Annotated in this window: 17 protein-coding genes and 1 pseudogene; 6 read left to right on the forward strand and 12 right to left on the reverse strand. The window is 73.9% G+C overall.

What is annotated here, in order from left to right; all coding sequences use genetic code 11:
• Positions 1-773 (forward strand): CDP-glycerol glycerophosphotransferase family protein (locus IEZ12_RS37950; protein ID WP_229847339.1); only part of this gene is annotated, 773 nt, incomplete at its 5' end.
• A gap of 48 nt (positions 774-821) precedes the next feature.
• Here the strand turns inward: IEZ12_RS37950 and IEZ12_RS39970 are convergent.
• The 7 genes and pseudogenes from IEZ12_RS39970 to IEZ12_RS08015 all read right to left on the reverse strand — a co-directional run.
• A pseudogene (locus IEZ12_RS39970) lies at positions 822-2,537 on the reverse strand (stealth family protein); the annotation flags it as partial.
• Positions 2,538-2,646: 109 nt separating this feature from the next.
• Positions 2,647-3,204: a 2'-5' RNA ligase family protein gene (locus IEZ12_RS07990; protein WP_189271426.1), complete on the reverse strand. Its 558-nt coding sequence runs from the start codon at positions 3,202-3,204 to the stop codon at positions 2,647-2,649.
• Complete coding sequence (trpS, locus tag IEZ12_RS07995) at positions 3,204-4,241, reverse strand: tryptophan--tRNA ligase (RefSeq protein ID WP_189271427.1); 1,038 nt, start codon at positions 4,239-4,241, stop codon at positions 3,204-3,206. The genes IEZ12_RS07990 and trpS overlap by 1 nt, the downstream gene beginning before the upstream one ends.
• A gap of 29 nt (positions 4,242-4,270) precedes the next feature.
• Complete coding sequence (locus tag IEZ12_RS08000) at positions 4,271-5,584, reverse strand: hemolysin family protein (RefSeq protein ID WP_189271428.1); 1,314 nt, start codon at positions 5,582-5,584, stop codon at positions 4,271-4,273.
• 74 nt (positions 5,585-5,658) lie between these two features.
• Positions 5,659-6,651, reverse strand: a complete 993-nt coding sequence (locus IEZ12_RS08005; RefSeq protein WP_189271429.1) for a malate dehydrogenase — start codon at positions 6,649-6,651, stop codon at positions 5,659-5,661.
• Positions 6,652-6,896: 245 nt separating this feature from the next.
• Positions 6,897-7,295 (reverse strand): DUF3017 domain-containing protein, encoded by a 399-nt coding sequence (locus IEZ12_RS08010; protein ID WP_189271430.1) that lies wholly within the window; start codon positions 7,293-7,295, stop codon positions 6,897-6,899.
• Positions 7,296-7,312: 17 nt separating this feature from the next.
• A complete protein-coding gene (locus IEZ12_RS08015; protein WP_100587235.1) occupies positions 7,313-8,167 on the reverse strand; it encodes a bifunctional methylenetetrahydrofolate dehydrogenase/methenyltetrahydrofolate cyclohydrolase in 855 nt (284 codons plus the stop codon).
• Between the two features lie 264 nt (positions 8,168-8,431).
• Here IEZ12_RS08015 and IEZ12_RS08020 point away from each other — a divergent pair, with 264 nt between their 5' ends.
• Both IEZ12_RS08020 and IEZ12_RS08025 read left to right on the forward strand, forming a co-directional pair.
• Positions 8,432-8,872 carry a DUF4190 domain-containing protein gene (locus IEZ12_RS08020; RefSeq protein WP_189271431.1) on the forward strand — a complete coding sequence of 147 codons (441 nt, stop codon included), beginning with the start codon at positions 8,432-8,434 and terminating at the stop codon, positions 8,870-8,872.
• Between the two features lie 307 nt (positions 8,873-9,179).
• Entirely contained in the window at positions 9,180-9,914 is a 735-nt protein-coding gene (locus tag IEZ12_RS08025) for an RDD family protein (RefSeq protein WP_189271432.1), read from the forward strand.
• Positions 9,915-9,989: 75 nt separating this feature from the next.
• Here the strand turns inward: IEZ12_RS08025 and purH are convergent, their stop codons facing one another.
• Positions 9,990-11,582: a bifunctional phosphoribosylaminoimidazolecarboxamide formyltransferase/IMP cyclohydrolase gene (gene purH, locus IEZ12_RS08030; protein ID WP_189271433.1), complete on the reverse strand. Its 1,593-nt coding sequence runs from the start codon at positions 11,580-11,582 to the stop codon at positions 9,990-9,992.
• Positions 11,579-12,238 carry a phosphoribosylglycinamide formyltransferase gene (gene purN / locus IEZ12_RS08035; protein WP_189271434.1) on the reverse strand — a complete coding sequence of 220 codons (660 nt, stop codon included), beginning with the start codon at positions 12,236-12,238 and terminating at the stop codon, positions 11,579-11,581. The genes purH and purN overlap by 4 nt, the downstream gene beginning before the upstream one ends.
• 347 nt (positions 12,239-12,585) lie before the next feature.
• Here purN and IEZ12_RS08040 point away from each other — a divergent pair, with 347 nt between their 5' ends.
• A complete protein-coding gene (locus tag IEZ12_RS08040; protein WP_189271435.1) occupies positions 12,586-13,176 on the forward strand; it encodes an MFS transporter in 591 nt (196 codons plus the stop codon).
• A gap of 7 nt (positions 13,177-13,183) precedes the next feature.
• Here the strand turns inward: IEZ12_RS08040 and IEZ12_RS08045 are convergent, their stop codons facing one another.
• Positions 13,184-13,846, reverse strand: coding sequence for a response regulator transcription factor (locus IEZ12_RS08045; RefSeq protein ID WP_100587343.1), 663 nt, complete (start codon positions 13,844-13,846; stop codon positions 13,184-13,186).
• A gap of 2 nt (positions 13,847-13,848) precedes the next feature.
• Positions 13,849-14,979 carry a sensor histidine kinase gene (locus IEZ12_RS08050; RefSeq protein WP_189271436.1) on the reverse strand — a complete coding sequence of 377 codons (1,131 nt, stop codon included), beginning with the start codon at positions 14,977-14,979 and terminating at the stop codon, positions 13,849-13,851.
• 138 nt (positions 14,980-15,117) lie between these two features.
• Here IEZ12_RS08050 and IEZ12_RS08055 point away from each other — a divergent pair, with 138 nt between their 5' ends.
• Together IEZ12_RS08055 and IEZ12_RS08060 are read left to right on the forward strand one after the other, a co-directional pair.
• Positions 15,118-16,026 carry an ABC transporter ATP-binding protein gene (locus IEZ12_RS08055; RefSeq protein ID WP_189271437.1) on the forward strand — a complete coding sequence of 303 codons (909 nt, stop codon included), beginning with the start codon at positions 15,118-15,120 and terminating at the stop codon, positions 16,024-16,026.
• Positions 16,023-16,757, forward strand: a complete 735-nt coding sequence (locus IEZ12_RS08060) for an ABC transporter permease subunit (protein ID WP_189271438.1) — start codon at positions 16,023-16,025, stop codon at positions 16,755-16,757. The genes IEZ12_RS08055 and IEZ12_RS08060 overlap by 4 nt, the downstream gene beginning before the upstream one ends.
• 539 nt (positions 16,758-17,296) lie before the next feature.
• On the opposite strand, the gene IEZ12_RS08065 is transcribed toward IEZ12_RS08060, so the two are convergent.
• On the reverse strand, positions 17,297-18,565 hold the full coding sequence (locus IEZ12_RS08065; RefSeq protein ID WP_189271439.1) for a cell division protein PerM: 1,269 nt from the start codon (positions 18,563-18,565) through the stop codon (positions 17,297-17,299).
• Positions 18,566-18,681 lie beyond the last annotated feature (116 nt).

The following is an 18,681-nucleotide window of genomic DNA, read 5'->3' on the forward strand; positions in this document are numbered from 1 at the left end:
GCATGCCGGAGAACCGCACCACCGTCGACGGCTACCTGGAGCGGCTGGACCGCGAGGTGCCGCAGTGGAGCCTGCTGCTGTCGCCCAGCCCGTTCGCCACCCCGGAGCTGGTCGCCTCCTTCGGCCACCGCGGCGAGGTCCTGGAGGGCGGCTACCCGCGCAACGACCGGCTGGCCCGCCCCGACCCGGACGAGGTGGCCGCCGTCCGCCGCCGGCTGCGGGTGCCGCCCGGCCGCCGGGTGGTGCTGTACGCGCCGACCTGGCGGGACGACCGACGCGGCGCCGGCGACCGCTTCGAGGTCGACCTGCACCTCGACCTGGCCGCCGCCCGGGCCGCCCTCGGCCACGACCACGTGCTGCTGCTGCGCCCGCACGTGCACTGCGGCGGCGCGCTGCCGGACGACGACTTCGTCCGCGACGTCGCCGACTACCCGGACGTCCAGGACCTGCTGCTGGTCGCCGACGTGCTGGTCACCGACTACTCCTCGGTGATGTTCGACTTCGCGGTGACCGGCCGCCCGATGCTGTTCTTCACCTACGACCTGGAGCACTACCGCGACCGGCTGCGCGGCTTCACCTTCGACTTCGAGCGGCACGCCCCCGGCCCGCTGCTGACCGGCTCCGAGCAGGTGGTGGCCGCGCTACGCGACCTCGACCCGGCTCGGTACCGGGAGAACTACCGCGCGTTCCGCGAGCGGTTCTGCCCGCTGGACGACGGCGGGGCGGCCGCCCGGCTGGTCGACCGGATGCTCGCCCTCGGCGCGGTCGGCTGAGCCGGCCCGCCGCTCGTAGGGGCCGGGCACCGGGAAGTACGCGGCCAGGAACGCGGCCATCGCCCGGTCCTGCTCCTCCGCGGGGCTGCCGTCGCCGGCCCCGTCGGCCAGGCAGAACACCGGCAGGTCGCGCTCGTCGAGCAGCCGGGCCAGCCGGTCCCGGTCCGCGGCGCGGTCCACCGCCAGGTACCCGTGGCGGAGGGTTCCGTCGACGGCGGCGCCGCGCAGCTGCGCGTGGTACAGCGCCAGGGTGATCGGCGCGACGTCGGCGGCGGAGCGGAACGCGGAGCGGCCGGTGGCCTCCAGCTCGGGCCGCCAGCGCCGTTCGGCGTCCTCCAGCAGGCTGCGCCGCAGCGCGTACGGGACGTGCGCGAGCACCCGGGTGATGACCCGGCCGTGGTCGCGCTCCAGGGCCCGCCGGGTGTTCTGCTGGGCGGACGTGTAGACGTCGGCGGAGCCGGCCCCGGCGGACGGCGGGACGATCCGGGTGTCGCGGAAGACCTTCGGCTGTCCGTTGCCGAGGAAGAAGTCCTCGGGGCGGACCGGCCCGCCGAGGAACATGTCGTCGTTGAAGTACAGGAAGTGCTCGGCCAGGCCGGGGATCCGGTGCAGTCCGGTCTCGATCGCGTGCGAGTTGAACACCGGTCCGCCGTCCAGCAGTCGACGGTGCGACACCAGGGTGGGGCCGGGGGCGGACGGGTCCAGCCAGGACGGCGTCTGGTCGTCGGTGACCAGGAAGATCCGCCGGATCCAGGGGGCGTACATGGCGATCGAGCGCAGGCAGTGCCGCAGTTCGTCGCGGTCGCGGTAGCGGTGGTCGCCGTCGTCGTGGGCGGGGCCGTCGGCGGCGGTCCGCGATTCGCCGGACAGCCGGGCGCGGGCGGCGTCGCGGCGGGCCCGCCAGGCGGGGTCGCGGTCGTCGACCCAGGTGATCACGGCGTCCACCGGGAAGCGGACGTCCTCCGGCAGGGCGTGCAGGAACGGCTCCGCGACGGGGTAGTCGCGGTCGCCGACCCGGACCGTGCCGGCCGCCTCCAGCGAGGGCAGCCACCAGCCGAACGGGGTCTGGTCGATCGCGGCGACGGCGCCGTGCGCCGACCCGTCGGTGTCCCAGAACTCCAGGTCGCAGCCGTGGTCCTCGCCGTAGTACAGCGTGCGGCTGCCGGTCACCACCGGCCGGTACAGGCGCACGCCCTTGACCCGCTCGGGCAGCTCGACGGGCTCCGCCGGTTCGGCGGCGTCCTCGGTGTCCTCGACGGCCTCGGTGTCCTCGACGGCCTCGACCGGCGGCGGCAGTTCGTGCTCCGCGACGGCGGGCGGCAGCTCCTCGGCGAGCACGGTGCCGTGCACGGTGCCGTGGCCGAGCAGCGCGGCGTACACGGGGGCGCCGCGGAAGGCGTCGGCGAGGGCGGCCAGCGCCCGGTCCCGGCCGCCGGGGGGAACGGCCAGCCGGTGGCGGGTGCCGCGGTCGGGGATCAGCAGGTGGGGCACGCCGGCGGCGTCCAGCGCCGCCGCGGCGGCCGCGAGGTTGGCCTCGCGGGCCCGGGGGGCGAGCAGGTCGTCGCGGAGCTCGGCCAGCCGGTCGCGGTGCCGCACCAGGCGGCGGTCGGCGGCCAGCAGTTCGTCCTCGCGGACCCGCCGCGGGTCCACCGGCGGGTCCGGGGCGGCGGCGGGCACGGGCGGCGGCGGCAGCACGCCCAGCCGACGGAGCACCCGGCCGGCGAAACGCCGTGCAACTGTCCGCACCGACCGCTTGCCAGCCATGGTTCTCCCGCCGCGCGATGACTCGTCTCGACGGTAACAACGACGAAAGGCAAGGTGAAGGAATGGCAAAGAACTCCCAGACAACTCCAGGAATCCCCGGGCGGAACCCTCAGGCTCGGCCGAACGCGTAACCGCGCCAGGGCCGCCAGACGGCGTCCGCCCCGAACGTCGAGAGCACGAACTCGGTGACCTCGAACGCCGCGCGGAAGCCCCGGGCCTGCTCCTGGGCCTCGTCCAGGACCGGGTCGGTCAGGCCGTGCGCGACGGTGACGTGCGGGTGGTACGGGAAGGCGAGTTCGCGGGCCAGCGGACCGGAGCGGACCTCGGCCTCCAGCTCGCGGCACTCCTGGGCGCCCTCCTCGACCCGGACGAAGACCACCGGCGACACCGGGCGGAACGTCCCGCTGCCCTGCAGCAGCATCCGGAACGGGCGCTGCGCGGCCGCCACCGCCCGCAGGTGCTCCTCGATGCCGGGCAGCAGGGCGGCCCGGGTCTCGGTGGGCGGCAGCAGCGTGACGTGGGTGGGTATCGCCCGGGCCTGCGGGTCGCCGTGGCCGGCCCGGGCGTCCTGCACCTGGCTGCCGTACGGTTCCGGGACGTGTATGGACACGCCGATGGTGACGGTCTCGTCGAGACCGTCGCCGTCGGGGGCGGCAGCCGTCGGCATCAGCGCTTCGGCGCCAGGAAGCCGACCCGGTCGTACACCTCGGCGAGCGTCTCGGACGCCACCGCGCGGGCCTTCTCGGCGCCCAGCGCCAGCACCCGGTCGAGCTCGGCCGGGTCGTCCAGGTACTCCTGGGTCCGGGTCTGGAACGGGGTCACCCAGTCGGTGAACAGCTCGGCCAGTTCGGTCTTCAGGGCGCCGTACATCTTGCCGTCGAAGTGCGCGACCAGCTGCTCGATGCTCATCCCGCTGAGGGCGGAGTGGATCCGCAGCAGGTTGGAGACGCCGGGCTTGTTCGCCTCGTCGTAGGTGACCACGGTGTCGGTGTCGGTGACGGCGCTCTTGAACTTCTTGGCGCTGGCCTTCGGCGGGTCGAGCAGGCTGATCAGGCCCTTGTCGCTGGCCGCGGACTTGCTCATCTTCGCCGTCGGGTCCTGCAGGTCCTGGATCTTGGCGGTGGCCTTCAGGATGTACGGCTCGGGGACGGTGAAGGTCTTGCCGTAGCGGGTGTTGAAGCGCTCCGCGAGGTCGCGGGTGAGCTCCAGGTGCTGGCGCTGGTCCTCACCGACCGGGACGGTCTGGGTCTGGTAGAGCAGGACGTCGGCGACCATCAGCACGGGGTAGGTGAACAGGCCGACGGTGGTGCGGTCGGCGCCCTGCTTGAGGGACTTGTCCTTGAACTGCGTCATCCGGGAGGCCTCGCCGAAGCCGGTGAAGCAGTTCATCACCCAGGCCAGCTGCGCGTGCTCGGGCACGTGCGACTGCACGAACAGGGTGCAGCGCTCCGGGTCCAGGCCGGCGCCGAGCAGCTGCGCGACGGAGACCCGGGTGTTCTGCCGCAGCGTCGCCGGGTCCTGCTCGACGGTGATCGCGTGCAGGTCGACGACCATGTAGAAGGCGTCGTTGGCCTCCTGCATGTCGACCCACTGGCGCACCGCGCCGAGGTAGTTGCCCAGGTGGAAGGAGCCTGAGGTGGGCTGGATGCCGGAGAGCACCCGAGGACGGTCCTTCACCGGACCGGTGACCGCTGCGTTGACCATGCGCCCATTGTTCCAGTTCCCCCGACCGCTCAGGAAACGTCCTGCGCACCCGGGTTCGGCAGTGTGACGGCACTCACCCGCAGCCGCTCGATCCGCCGCCCGTCGAGCCGGGCCACGGTGAGCCGGGCGCCGGACTCGGTGAGCACCTGGTCGCCCTTCTGCGGCAGCCGGCCGAGCTCGCGCACCACGAAGCCGGCGACCGTCTCGTACGGGCCCTCGGGCAGCGTGAAGCCGGTCTCCTCGGCGAAGTCGGCGAGGTTCAGCAGGCCGTCGAGCTCGACGCCGCCGCCCGCCAGCCTGCGGGTCGCGGTGGTGTCCTGGGCGTCGTACTCGTCGCGGATCTCGCCGACCACCTCCTCGACCAGGTCCTCCAGCGTGACGATGCCCGCGGTGCCGCCGTACTCGTCGACCACGATGGCCAGGTGGTGGCCCTCGCGGCGCATCTCGCTCATCGCCTCCAGCACCCGCTTGGTCGCGGGCAGCAGCTTCACCGGGCGGGCCAGGTCACGGACCCGGGCGGCCTCCTCGCCGCGCACCCCGTACAGGTCGCGGACGTGCACGAAACCGGTGACGGCGTCGTAGGAGCCCTCCACCACCGGGTAGCGGGAGTGCGGCGAGGAATCGGTCTCGGCCCGGACCTCGCGCACCAGCCGGTCGGCGTCCAGGAACGTCACCTCGGTGCGCGGCACCATCACCTCGCGCAGCTGGCGCTCCCCCGCCGCGAACACCTCGTTGATCAACTCACGTTCGTCCGAGCCGAGTTCGGTGTTCGACGCGACCAGCCCGCGGAGCTCCTCCGGGCTCATCACCCCGCGCCCGGCGGACGGGTCGCCGCCCAGCAGGCGCACCATCAGGTTGGTCGAGTGGCCGAGCAGCCAGATCACCGGGCGCAGCGCCACCGACATCACGTCGACCACCGGCGCGGCCAGCAGCGCGATCGACTCGGCCCGCTGCAGGCCGATCCGCTTGGGCGTCAACTCGCCCAGCACCAGCGACGCGTAGGAGATCACCAGGGTCAGCCCGACCAGCGCCACCGCGTCCGCGACGCCGTCCGACAGCCCCGCCTCCACGAACACGGGCGCCAGCTTGCCGGCCAGCGTGTCCGCGCCGAACGCCGCCGACAGGAAGCCCATGCAGGTCACCCCGACCTGCACGGCGGCCAGGAACCGGTTCGGATCGGCCGCCAGGTGCGCCGCCCGGGCGGCCCGCCGTGAACCGACCGACTCCAGGGTGCGGATCTGCCCCTCGCGCAACGAGATCAGCGCGATCTCGGCGACGTTGAACAGCCCGCCCAGCATGATGAACACCAGGACGAGCGCGGCGTCCTGCAGGGTTTCGCTCACGGCCCGAGTGTAGGAGAACGGCCGGGCGCCCCGTGGGCGCCCGGCCGTTCACTTCACTCGCGGCGGAGCGGCGCTCAGATGAGGCCGAGCTCCTTGACCGCGTCGCGCTCCTCGGCGAGCTCGCCGACCGAGGCGTCGATCCGCTTGCGGTCGAACTCGGAGAGGTCCAGGCCCTGGACGATCTCGAACTTGCCGTCCTTGGTGGTGACCGGGAACGAGGAGATCAGGCCCTCCGGCACGCCGTACGAGCCGTCGGAGACGATGCCCATCGAGGTCCAGTCGCCGGCCGGGGTGCCGGTGACCCAGGTGTGGACGTGGTCGATGGCGGCGTTGGCGGCCGAGGCGGCCGAGGACGCGCCACGGACCTCGATGATCTCGGCGCCGCGCTTGGCGACCTTCGGGATGAAGAAGTTCTCGACCCACGCCTGGTCGGCGCCGACGGCGTCGAAGGCGGCCTTGCCGGCGATCTCCGCGTGGAACAGGTCCGGGTACTGGGAGGCGGAGTGGTTGCCCCAGATGGTGACCTTCTTGACGTCCTCGACCGTCACGCCGGCCTTCTTCGCCAGCTGGGCGACGGCGCGGTTGTGGTCCAGGCGGGTCATCGCGGTGAAGCGCTCGGCCGGCACGTCCGGGGCGTTGCGCTGGGCGATCAGGGCGTTGGTGTTGGCCGGGTTGCCGACCACCAGGACCTTGATGTCGTCCGCGGCGTTGTCGTTGATCGCCTTGCCCTGCGGGCCGAAGATGCCGCCGTTGGCGGACAGCAGGTCGCCGCGCTCCATGCCCGCGGTGCGCGGACGGGCGCCGACCAGCAGCGCCACGTTGGCGCCGTCGAACGCCACGTTCGCCTGGTCCGTGATGGTGATGTCGCGCAGCAGCGGGAACGCGCAGTCGTCCAGCTCCATCGCGACACCCTCGGCGGCCTTCACGCCCTGCGGGATCTCCAGCAGACGCAGGTTCACCGGCACGTCGGCGCCCAGCAGGTGACCGGAGGCGATGCGGAAGAGCAGCGCGTAGCCGATCTGGCCGGCCGCTCCGGTAACGGTGACGTTGACGGGGGTGCGAGTCATATCTACCTTCTCCAGCAAATCGCCAGGCGCCCCAGGCACATCGGCGCACTGGAGCCGAGGATGATCTCTCGATGTCGAGAGACCCGGCTCAGGTTATCGCAGGGTCACAACCGGGTGCGAAACCAGGGAGCGCGCAACGAGGGGGCGCGGGTGACTGCGCGGAGCGGGAGGGGGCGTCAGCAGGATCGCGACGCAGGGCAGTGACCTGCCCGTCGTCGCGACCTTGCTGACAGCCACTCGTCCGATCAGTGCACGGGGTGCCCGATCAGCCGGCCGATGTTGTCGAGCATCGGCACGTTCAGCCACGGGTGGGGCTGCGCCACCAGGGTGAGCAGCACGATCACCCCACCGAGGACGAACATCAGGGTGACGTCGGTGAACCGGCTGCGGACGGCGAGCATGCCGACGTCGGGCAGGCCGAGTCGCAGCAGTGCGCCGAGCAGGGGTGCGACGCCGACGGCGAGCAGGCCGAGCCGGAAGTCGCCGGCCCAGGTGGTGAGCAGGCCGAGGGCGGCGACGGCGAGCACCAGGGTGATCGGCCACTGCCGGAGCGGGAGGGTGTGGCCGCGGCCGAGTGCCGCCCGGGAACCCTCCGGGGGGAGGGTTCCTTCCGTGGTGAGGGGTCGGCGGCGGGCGCGCTTCATGACGCCGGGCACCGGTCTCAGACGCCGGCGCGGCGCTCGGCCGCCTCGACGATGTTGTTGAGGAGCATCGCGCGGGTCATCGGGCCGACGCCGCCGGGGTTGGGGGAGATCCAGGCGGCGACCTCGGCGACGCCGGGGTGCACGTCGCCGACGATCTTGCCCTCGCTGCGGGAGACGCCGACGTCGAGCACGGCCGCGCCGGGCTTGACGTCCTCGGGCTTGACCAGGTGCGGGACGCCCGCGGCGGCGACCACGATGTCGGCCTTGCGCAGGTGGAAGGCGAGGTCGCGGGTGCCGGTGTGGCACAGCGTCACGGTGGCGTTCTCGCTGCGGCGGGTGAGCAGCAGGCCGATGGAGCGGCCGACGGTGATGCCGCGGCCGACGACCACGACCTCGGCGCCGTCGATGGCGACGTCGTGGCGGCGGAGCAGTTCGACGATGCCGAGCGGGGTGCAGGGCAGCGGGCCGTCGATGCCGAGGACGAGGCGGCCGAGCGAGGTCGGGTGCAGGCCGTCGGCGTCCTTGTCGGGGTCCATGAGTTCGAGCACGCGGTTCTGGTCCAGGCCCTTGGGGAGCGGCAGCTGGACGATGTAGCCGGTGCAGGCCGGGTCGGCGTTGAGCTCGCGGACGACGTTCTCGACGTCCTCCTGGGTGGCGGTGGCGGGGAGCTCGCGCTGGATGGAGGCGATGCCGATCTCCGCGCAGTCGCGGTGCTTGCCGTTGACGTACCACCGGCTGCCCGGGTCGTCGCCGACCAGGACGGTGCCGAGGCCGGGGACGATGCCCCGTTCCTTGAGGGCCGCCACGCGGACGGCGAGTTCGGACTTGATCGCGGCCGCGGTGGCCTTGCCATCGAGAATCTGGGCAGTCATGTCTCCATTCTTCCGGATCCGGGGTCCGCGACGTGCCGCCGGGCGGGGTCCGTGTCCCGGCCGGGCGGGTCCTGTACGGAGCGTCCCGGGCGGCCACGGAGCGTGCCGGGGGATTGCGGTTGTGCCACGGTCGCGCGCGTGGCCTGCATGTGGCTGGACATCGCGCCGCGCCAAGGCCCACGATGACGGGGCAAGTGCCGCCGCCCAGGTCCTGGTGACGGACCGTCGGGCGACGGGGGACGAACAAGTCGGGGGAATCGACAAGTGAGCAATCCGTACCAGCCGGATCCGTACGGCGGTTACGGCCAGGCAGGCGGCCCGCCCGGCCCGCCGCCGCAGCAGCCGCCCTACGGCTATCCCCAGGCGCCGCAGCCGCCTCAACCGATGCAGCCCGGTTACGGCTACGGCTATCCGCAGCAGGCGCACCCTTCGCACCCGTACCCGCCGAACGTGCCGATGTCGGTGAACAACAACGCCGCCACGGCGTCCGTGGTGATCGGTTTCGTCGCGATCCTGCTGTCCTGCTTCTTCTTCCTGGGGATATCGGGCCTGGTGGGCCTGGGCTTCGGCGTCTCTGGGCTGAAGCGGGCGACGCAGCTCGGGGGCACCGGACGGACCGCCGCGATCGGCGGCATCGTGCTGAACTCGCTGGCCCTGCTGATCTCACTCGGCGTGATGGTCCTCGCGGTCACCAGCCCCTCATGAACCCCGTGGCCCCCGGGCCGACCGCCCCGGTGACGACGCGTCCACTGCCGCTGCCCGGCGAGGTGTTGACGCTCCGCCGGCGGCGGTCGGCCGGTGCGGCGCCGGGTGCGGCGCTGCCCGCGCCCGGGCTCGGAGTTCGGCCCGTTTCGGCATTCTGACGCTCCGGACGGAGGGCCCGGTCGATGGTCGTTGATCCTCCTGCCGTCGGACCTGTCCGCTACTCTCCGACGCAGTCGGCGCGTCCCCTGCCCGTCCGTCCCCAGGTTTTTTCCGTTCCGTCCACGCTCCTTCCTGCCCGGAGGCATCGATGAGCTACCCGCCCGACCCCAACAACCCCTACGGCCAGCCGCAGCAGCCGCCGCAGCAGCCCGGTTACGGCTACCCGCAGGCGCCGCCGGTGCAGCAGCCCGGCTACGGCTACCCGCAGGGCCAGGTGCCGCCGCAGCCCGGTTACGGCTACGGCTACCCGCAGGCGCCCGGCACGATCCAGGCCAACAACGGCTACATCAACATCGCCAACCTCGGCATGGTGCGGATCGCCACCATGGGCCAGCGCTTCCTGGCCCGCCTGCTGGACGGTCTGATCAGCGGCGTGGTCGTCGGCATCGCGATGGCGCTGGGCCTGGCCGGTGCGCTGGGTCTGTCGGGCGACATCAAGGACTGCACCGGGTACAGCTACGGCACCGCGGCGTACCAGAGCTGCACGAACGAGCAGGTCCAGCAGTCGGCCGGCGTCTTCGCCGCCATCTTCGGCATGGCGGCCGCGGTCGGCATCTTCAACCTGCTCTACGAATGGCTGATGGTCGGCCTGGTGGGCGCGACCCTCGGCAAGATGGCCCTGGGCCTGCGGGTGGTCAAGGAGAACACCGGCCAGAACCCGGGCATCGGCGCCGGCTTCGTCCGCTTCATCATCCCGCAGGTCGGCTACCTGGTCTGCGGCATCGGTCTGCTGCTGGTCTGGCTGTCGCCGTTCTTCGACAACTCCGGCAAGCTGCAGGGCTGGCACGACCGTGCCGCCGGCACCGTGGTGATCAAGAAGTAACGCCCGCCGGGCACGCCCGAGGGCCCCGCACTCCGTCTCCGGAGTGCGGGGCCCTCGGCGTTGTGGACCGGCCGGTCAGTGGAAGAAGTGCCGGGTCCCCGAGAAGTACATGGTCACGCCGGCCTTCTCGGCGGCGGCGATCACCTCTTCGTCGCGGATCGAACCGCCGGGCTGGACCACGGCCTTGACGCCCGCGGCGAGCAGGATCTCCAGGCCGTCGGCGAACGGGAAGAACGCGTCGGAGGCGGCGTAGGAGCCGACCGCCCGCTCGCCGGCCCGGGTGACGGCCAGCTTGCAGGAGTCGACTCGGTTGACCTGGCCCATGCCGACGCCGACCGAGGCGCCGTCCTTGGCGAGCAGGATCGCGTTGGACTTGACGGCCCGGCAGGCCCGCCAGGCGAAGGCGAGTTCGGCGAGCTCGTCGGCGGACAGCGCCGCGCCGGTGGCCAGCGTCCAGGTCGACGGGTCGTCGCCCTCGGCGTCGACGCGGTCGACCTGCTGGAGCAGCACGCCGCCGGAGATCCGGCGGGACTCCAGCTTGTCGGCGGGGGCCTCGGGGGCGAGCAGCACCCGCAGGTTCTTCTTCTTGGTCAGCACCTCCAGCGCGCCGTCCTCGTAGCCGGGGGCGACGACGACCTCGGTGAAGATCGGGGCGATCTGCTCGGCCAGCTCGACGGTGACCGGGCGGTTGACGGCGATCACGCCGCCGTACGCGGAGACCGGGTCGCAGGCGTGCGCCTTGCGGTGCGCCTCGGCGACGTCCGCGCCGGTGGCGATGCCGCACGGGTTGGCGTGCTTGATGATCGCGACGGCGGGGCCGGCGTGGTCGTAGGCGGCGCGGCGGGCGGCGTCGGTGTCCACGTAGTTGTTGTAGGACATCTCCTTGCCCTGCAGCTGCTGCGCGCCCGCCAGGCCGCCGGTGCCGTCGAGGTAGAGCGCGGCCTGCTGGTGCGGGTTCTCGCCGTAGCGCAGGACGTTGCCGAGCTCCCAGGTGTCGCCCAGAAAGGTGGGAAACGGCGAAGACACAGCGTCCGACTCGGTGTAGCCGGACTGCTCGAACCAGGAGGCGACGGCCACGTCGTACGCGGCGGTGTGCGCGAACGCGGCGGCGGCCAGGCGCTTGCGGGTCAGCAGGTCGAAGCCGCCGGACTGCGCGGCCGTCAGCACGTCCGCGTAGCGGGCCGGGTCGACCACGACGGCCACCGAGGGGTGGTTCTTGGCGGCGGCGCGGACCATCGACGGGCCGCCGATGTCGATCTGCTCGACGCACTCGTCGGGGGTGGCGCCGGAGGCGACGGTGGCGGTGAACGGGTACAGGTTCACCACGACCAGGTCGAACGGCTCGACGCCGAGCTCGGCCAGCTGCGCGCGGTGCGACTCCAGGCGCAGGTCGGCGAGGACGCCGGCGTGCACCCGCGGGTGCAGGGTCTTGACCCGGCCGTCCAGGCACTCGGGGAAGCCGGTCAGCTCGGAGACCTCGGTGACCGGGACGCCGGCGGCGGCGATCCGGCCGGCGGTGGAGCCGGTGGAGACGATGGCGACCCCGGCGGCGTGCAGGCCCTGGGCCAGCTCCTCCAGACCGGTCTTGTCGTACACGCTGATCAGCGCGCGCCGGATCGGGCGTACGTTCTCGGAGACGGGCGGAGTGGCGGAGGGAGCGGCGCTCATGCCGGGATCCATACCTTTCGGTCTTCGATGCGGTGTCCTTCGCGGGCCAGCCGGCCCACGACCTCGACGAGCAGCTTGCGCTCGACAGTCTTGATGCGCTCGTGCAGCGCCTCGCCGCCGTCGGCGTGGTCGGTGTCCTCGACCTCCACCACGCCCTGGGCGATGATCGGCCCGGTGTCCACGCCGGCGTCCACCAGGTGCACGGTGCAGCCGGTGACCTTCACGCCGTACGCGAGCGCGTCGGGGACGCCGTGCGCCCCGGGGAAGGCCGGCAGCAGCGCGGGGTGGGTGTTGACGGTGCGTCCGGCGAAGGCGCCGACGAACGCGGGGCCGAGGATCTTCATGAACCCGGCGGAGATCACCAGGTCGGGCTCGTACGACGCGACGGCGGCGGTCAGCGCGGCGTCCCAGGCGGCCCGGTCGGCGTGGTCCTTGACGCGCTCGACGAAGACCGGGACACCGGCCTTCTCGGCCCGGTCGATGCCGGCGATGCCGTCCCGGTCGGCGCCCACGGCGACGATCCGCGCCCCGAAGGCGGGGTCGGCGGCGGCGTCGATCAGCGCCTGGAGGTTGGTGCCGGAGCCGGAGACCAGCACCACCAGCCGGGCCGGTCCGGGGGTACGGGGCGGGAAGACTTGGGCGTCAGCGGCAGCCACGGCGCGGTTCTCCGTAGGTCGTGTCGCCCGCTGGTACGTCCACCGTCGGTGGGGCCATTACGGGCGGCGGCAGGTCGGGAGCCGTCGACGGGCGCGGGCGCCCGCGGCGCTGCGGGATCCGGGGAACCGTCGGGAGCTGCCGACCGTCACCACGATAACGGCTGGCGGGAGGCCATCTGTAACCGCCCGGCAACGCTACGCGCGTAGTTGAGACGGGGATCTCCCGGCCGCCCGGCCCCGGTTCTGGCGGGGTGCCGTACAGCCGCCGAGCGGTTGGGGGATCATTGACCGACCGCCCACTCCCCCACCGCCGGGCGGACAACCGACGAGCAGAAACGGCCGACACCATGAGCAGCGGCGAGGACAGCGGCGAGCGCAACCCCTTCGCGCCCCCTCCGCCCGGCGCCCCGGACCAGCCCTGGAGTCCGCGCGTCCCGCAGCCCCCGGCGTCCGGCGACCGCCCGGACGGGCCGCCGGACGGCGAGCGCCCGCAGCCGCCGCAGTGGGGCCCGCGCCCCGAGCCCGGCCCGCAGGGGCCCCGCCTCGACCTGTCCGACCCGGCGCACCGGGCCGCCCGCAACGCCCTGCTGTCGGGTTTCGCCGCGCTGCTGACGGCGCTGTTCAGCCTGTTCTGGATCAGCTTCCCGCTCGCCCTGCTCGCCGTCTGGTACGCCGTCACCGTGCTGCGCGCGCCCGCCGAGCCGGTCTCCGACCCGTTCGCGCCGCGCCCGGTCCGCCCGCAGGTCCCGGCCGCGCTCAGCGCGCTGCTCACCGGCGGCCTGGCGCTGGTGATGTCGCTGGGGGCGTTCGCCCTGCAGTTCGCGTACCACGACTACCTGGACTGCGTGAACTCCGCGATCACCAAGGAGGGCGTGCACAGCTGCGGCAACGACGTCCCCACCTGGGTGACCACCCTCTACGAGGGCCCCGCGGAGTGACCTGCCGTCAGGCCCCGTCCGCGACCGGGGCGACGAACCCCGACTCGTAGGCGGCGATCACCGCCTGGGTGCGGTCGCGCGCGCCGAGCTTGCCGAGCAGGCTGCTGACGTGCGTCTTGACGGTCTGCACGCCCAGGTGCAGCTGGGCGCCGATCTCCGCGTTGGACAGCCCGCGCGCCATCAGCCGCAGCACCTGCCCCTCGCGCTCCGTCAGCCCGGCCCGGGCCACCGCCCCGCCGTCCGCCGCGTGCGGGGCCCGGGCCGCGGCGAGGCGGCGGATCGACGCCGGGAACAGCAGCGACTCGCCGGCCGCGACCAGCCGCACCGCCTGGACGATCTCCGCCGGGCGGGAGCGCTTGAGCAGGAAGCCGTCCGCGCCGGCCCGCAGCGCCTCGTACACGTAGTCGTCGGCCTCGAAGGTGGTCACCACCAGGATCTTCGGCGGCCCGTCCGCGCCGCGCAGGATCGCCCGGGTCGCGGCCAGCCCGTCCACGCCGGGCATCCGGACGTCCATCAGCACCACGTCGGGGCGCAGCGTGCGGACCAGGCCGAGGGCCTCGGCGCCGTCCTCGGCCTCGCCGACCACTTCGATGCCGTCCTGGGCGTCCAGCACGGCGCGCAGGCCGGCCCGGATCAGCTCCTCGTCGTCGACCAGCAGCACCTTGATCACCGTCACCGGCCCAACCGTAGCGGCAGCCGCACCCGCAGCGCCCAGTCCGGGCCGTCCGGGCCGGCCTCGCACTCGCCGCCGAGCAGCACCGCGCGCTCCCGGACGCCGCGCAGGCCCTTGCCGCCGACCCTGCGCGAACTCCCCTTTCCAGTAAGGGAGTTGCGACAGGAGAGCGTCAGCTCGCCGACCGTGACCACGGCCCGGACGCGGATCGGCGCGCCGGGGGCGTGCCGCAGCGCGTTGGTGACGCCCTCCTGGACGATCCGGTACGCCTCGCGGGACAGCACGCCCGGCAACTCGCCCGCCCGGACGTCCAGTTCGGCGTCGACGGGGCTGCCGGCGGCGCGCGCGGCGGCGAACAGCTCCTCGACCCGGTCCAGGCCCGGCTGCTCGGTGGCGGCGCCCTCCGGGGCCTCGCGCAGCAGCACCAGCATCCGCTCCAGGTCGTCCAGCGCGCGGCGGCCAGTGGTCTCGATCGCCTCCAGCGCCCGCTCCCGGAACGCCGGATCGGCGACCTCCCGGGCCGCGCCCGCCTGCAGCACCGTCACGGTCAGCGCGTGGCCGATCGAGTCGTGCAGTTCGCGGGCCAGCCGGTTGCGCTCCAGCAGCCGCTCCGCACGCAGCTCCGCCGCGGCCAGCCGCTCCGTCGCCGACGGCCCCAACAGCCGCTCGGCCAAAGCGAGTTGGAGCCGACCGGCGAACACCAGCAGCCACAGCAGGGCGAACAGCACCGGCGCCGCGAGCACCGGCCACCGGGTGGCCGCGCCGAACGCCGCGACCGTCGGCGCACCCACCGCGGCGCCCAGCGCCACCCGGGCGACCAGCCACAGCGCCGTCCGCCCGCGGTCCGCCCAACCCGCCGACGGCGCCACGCCGATCGACTCCTCGCGCGCCGGCACCAGCAGCAGCCGCGCCTGCACGCCCTCCGCCCGCCGCACCGCCGGCACCAGCGCGACCAGACACAGCAGCGACACGTCGACCGCGCCGCTCAGCAGCAGCGCCCGCCCGGTCGAGACGCCCTCCGTCCCCGGGTAGACCAGCACCACGATCCCGGCGAACACCAGGCCGACCGACAGGTGCAGCAGTCGGGCCCAGGTGGCGGGCAGCAGCAGCGGAGCGAACAGGGCGGGCACCCCGCCATCCTCCCCCGCCCCCGCCCGCCGCGGCCTCCCTCCCGAGAGGGAGGCGAACCACTCCCCGGCGGGATCTGCCGCGCCCCGCCCGCCGGGTTGACTGGGTGTCACGAAGAACCCGAGGGAGGAGCACCCACCGTGATCGAGATTCGCGACCTGACCAAGGCGTACGGGGAGCGCCGCGCCGTGGACGGTCTCAGCTTCCGGGTGGCGGCGGGCCGGGTCACCGGCTTCCTCGGGCCGAACGGCGCGGGCAAGTCCACCACCCTGCGGACGGTGCTCGGCCTGGACCGGCCCACCGCCGGCGAGGCCCTGATCGACGGCCTGCCCTACCAGCGGCTCACCGAACCGCTGCGCCGGGTCGGCGCCCTGCTCAACGCCCAGGCCGTGCACGGCGGCCGCACCGCCACCGGCCACCTGCGCTGGATCGCCGCCTCGCACCACCTGCCCGCCCGCCGGATCGACGAGGTGCTCGCCCTGGTCGGCCTCACCGACGCCGCCCACCGCCGGATCCGCACCTTCTCGCTCGGCATGCGCCAACGCCTGGGCATCGCCGCCGCACTGCTCGGCGACCCGGCCGCACTGCTGCTGGACGAACCGGTCAACGGCCTGGACGCCGAAGGCATCCGGTGGATCCGGACCCTGCTGCGCCGACTCGCCGACGAGGGCCGCGCCGTCCTGGTCTCCTCGCACCTGATGGCGGAGATGGCGCAGACCGCCGACCACCTGGTGGTGATCGGCCGGGGCCGGCTGCTCGCCGACACCTCCACCGCCGCGTTCCTCACCGAGCACGGCCGCCGCCGGACCCGGGTCCGGGCCGTCGACCCCGCCGCGCTGACCGCGCTGCTCGCCGAGACCCACCCCGCGGCGGTGCCGCTCGGCGACGGCGGCTACGACGTGCCGGACGCCGACCCGGGCGAGCTCGGCGCACTGGCCGCGTCCCGCCGGGTCGCGCTGGTCGAACTGTCCGTCACCCACGACTCACTGGAGGAAGCCTTCATGCGGATGACCGCGGACACCGTCGAGTACCGGGCGGTGACGGCATGAGCACCTACCCCCTGCGCGCCGAATGGACGAAGTTCACCACCCTGCGCTCGCTGTGGACGACCCCCCTGGTGGCCGTCGCACTGAGCGCCGGCATCACCGCCGCCGTCCAGTTCGCCTACGGCCGCACCGACACCTCCCTCACCGAGGACCCCATGGAAGGCCTCTACTTCGGCCTCAACTTCGGCCAGGTCGCCGTGGTCTGCCTGGGCATCCTGCTGATCGGCCAGGAGTACGCCTCCGGCACCCTCGCCGGCTCACTGGCCGCCGTCCCCGACCGGGCCCGCTTCTACCGCGGCAAGCTCCTGCTCGGCGCAGCCCTCGGCCTCGCCGTCGGGCTCCTCACCGTGGCCGGCCAACTCGCCGCCACCGCCGCCACCGTCGGCCTCGACCTGACCGCCCCCGGCACCTGGCGGGCACTCGCCGCCGGAGTGCTCTACCACCCGCTCCTCCTGGTCCTGTGCCTCGCACTGACCACCGTGCTGCGCAACCAGACCGCCGCACTCGGCCTGCTCTCCCCCCTGATCTTCCTCGGCACCACCGCCCTGACCGCGATCCCCGGCGTCCGCGAGATCGCCCAGTTCCTCCCCGACCGCGCCGGCCTCTACGCGACCCGCCTCCACGACGCCCCCGACGTCCACTACGGCCACGGCACCGGACTGCTGCTGATGACCCTGTGGACGGCGATCGCCGCGGCGGCGGGCCAGTACGCCCTGCACCGCCACGACGCCTGACCCCTGCGCCCGCCCACCCACCCGTGACCCCACCGCCGTCCCGCTGCGCGGGGCTCGGCGGGACACGAGTGGGCGGAGGCGTGACTGTCCGCTGCGCGGGGCTCGGCGGAACGCGAGCGGGTGGTCGAAGGGCATTCCGCTGCGCGGGGCTCGGCAGGACGCGAATGGGCGGAGGCGGAGCTGTCCGCTGCGCGGGGTGAGGGGCCCGCACAGCGGATGCTCCAGGGGCCACCCACTCCCCTCCCAGCCCAGCCCCTGCGCAGCGGAATGCCTCTGCGCCCGTTCCTCTCTCCCGCCCCCATGCCGGCCCGGCGCCCTGGCCGGGCTTCGCCCACTCCCGTCCCGCCGGACCCCGCGCAGCGGAACGTCCCGGCTGCGCCTGTTCCTCTCCCGCCCCCAGCCCCGCGCAGCGGAATGTCCGGGGTTCACCCACTCCCCTCCCACCCCAGCCCCGCACAGCGAACTGCCCCAGCCCCGCGCAGCGGGTTGCGTTGGGTCAACGTCGGCGGCGGGGTCACGGGTGGGCGGGCGGGCGGGGGCTATGGCGCCAGGCGGCGCACCAGCCGGTAGGCGCCGGCTCGGGCGCGTACCGTCGGGCCGGGTCCGTCGTAGGTGTGGCACCAGCGGGCGAGCAGGGTGGCCGGGAGGGAGACGGCCAGCAGCCAGGCGCTCTGGGACAGGCCGAACTGCCAGGGCACCGGGCCGAGTTCGGCCATGCGTCGGGCGCCGAGCGCGCCTCCGCAGGACCAGCCGGCCAGGAGTCCGAGCGGGGCGGCGGCGAGGGCGGTGGCGGTGGCGACGCCGGCGGTCTGCGGGGCGCTCCAGCGGGTGGCGGCGCGGCCCAGCAGTAGCGCGGCGACGATCGCGGCGGCGGCGGGGACCGCGCAGGCCAGCAGGTGCCAGTCCGGGCCGCGGCGGTCGGGCAGGACGGCGAGCAGCGGGAAGTCGGGGACGACGCCGAGCCGGGTGCCGAACGGTCCGGCGTGGCTGCCGGCGCCGACGGTGAAGCCGGGGCCGAGCGCGTAGCCCGCCGCCCAGAGCAGTGCGTTGGGTACGAGGGCCAGGCAGGCCAGCAGCATTCCGAGCCAGCCGGCGGTGTCGCCGCCGAGGCGTTGCGCGCTCTGTCCGGCCGAGCCGAGCAGCATCGCCGCCGCGAACACCGCTCCGCCGCCGGCCGTGAGCGCCGCCGCCCACCCGGCCAGGGCCCGCAGCGCGGCGGTCTCGGCGCCGTCGGCCGGCCAGATCGCGGGGGGCAGTGGCGGCCGCGGCAGCCCGCCGGGCCGGCCGAGTCCGGCCCAGAGCCCGTAGCCGAACGTGGCGGCTGTCAGGGCCGCGACGGCCAGCAGGTCCAGTACCGGTCGGGAGCGCAGCGCGGCCTCCGGGTCGCCGCACTGGGCGACCGCGACGGCCGCGACCAGCTGGTATCCGGCGTACATGGCCAGCGGGGAGCGCCAGCGGACGAATCCGCGCCCCCGGGCGCGCCGGGCCACCCGTCGCCCGGCGCGGACCACCAGCACCGAGACGACGATCGTGAGCAGCAGCGGGGTGACGGTCACCGGCACGGCCCCGGGGCCCCGGCCGAGCGGTGCGCCGTGGCCGAGCAGCCAGAGTCCGAACGCCGTCCTGGCCGCGCCCTGCGCCGAGTCGTCGCCGTAGGGGGCCAGCACCCACAGGCCGAACACCGGGACGGCGACCACCGACAGGGTGAGCAGCGCGGTGCGGACTCCGGCGAGCAGATCGGCGAGGGGGGAACGACTGTCGAGTTCGCTCGGCAGGCCGAGGATCGGACGGCCCATCAGCTGCGTCATGGGCCACATGCTGCCAAGGCCGCGCGTTACGGGGTGTCATCGCGCAAACCTTCGCCGTGTCCCGGATTATCAGTACATGTGCCTATCGACGGGACGGATTCGCAGCGGAGGAGCGC

It is taken from the genome of Kitasatospora griseola (genome assembly GCF_014648555.1).
In the GTDB taxonomy this organism is placed as follows: Bacteria; Actinomycetota; Actinomycetes; order Streptomycetales; family Streptomycetaceae; genus Kitasatospora; species Kitasatospora griseola.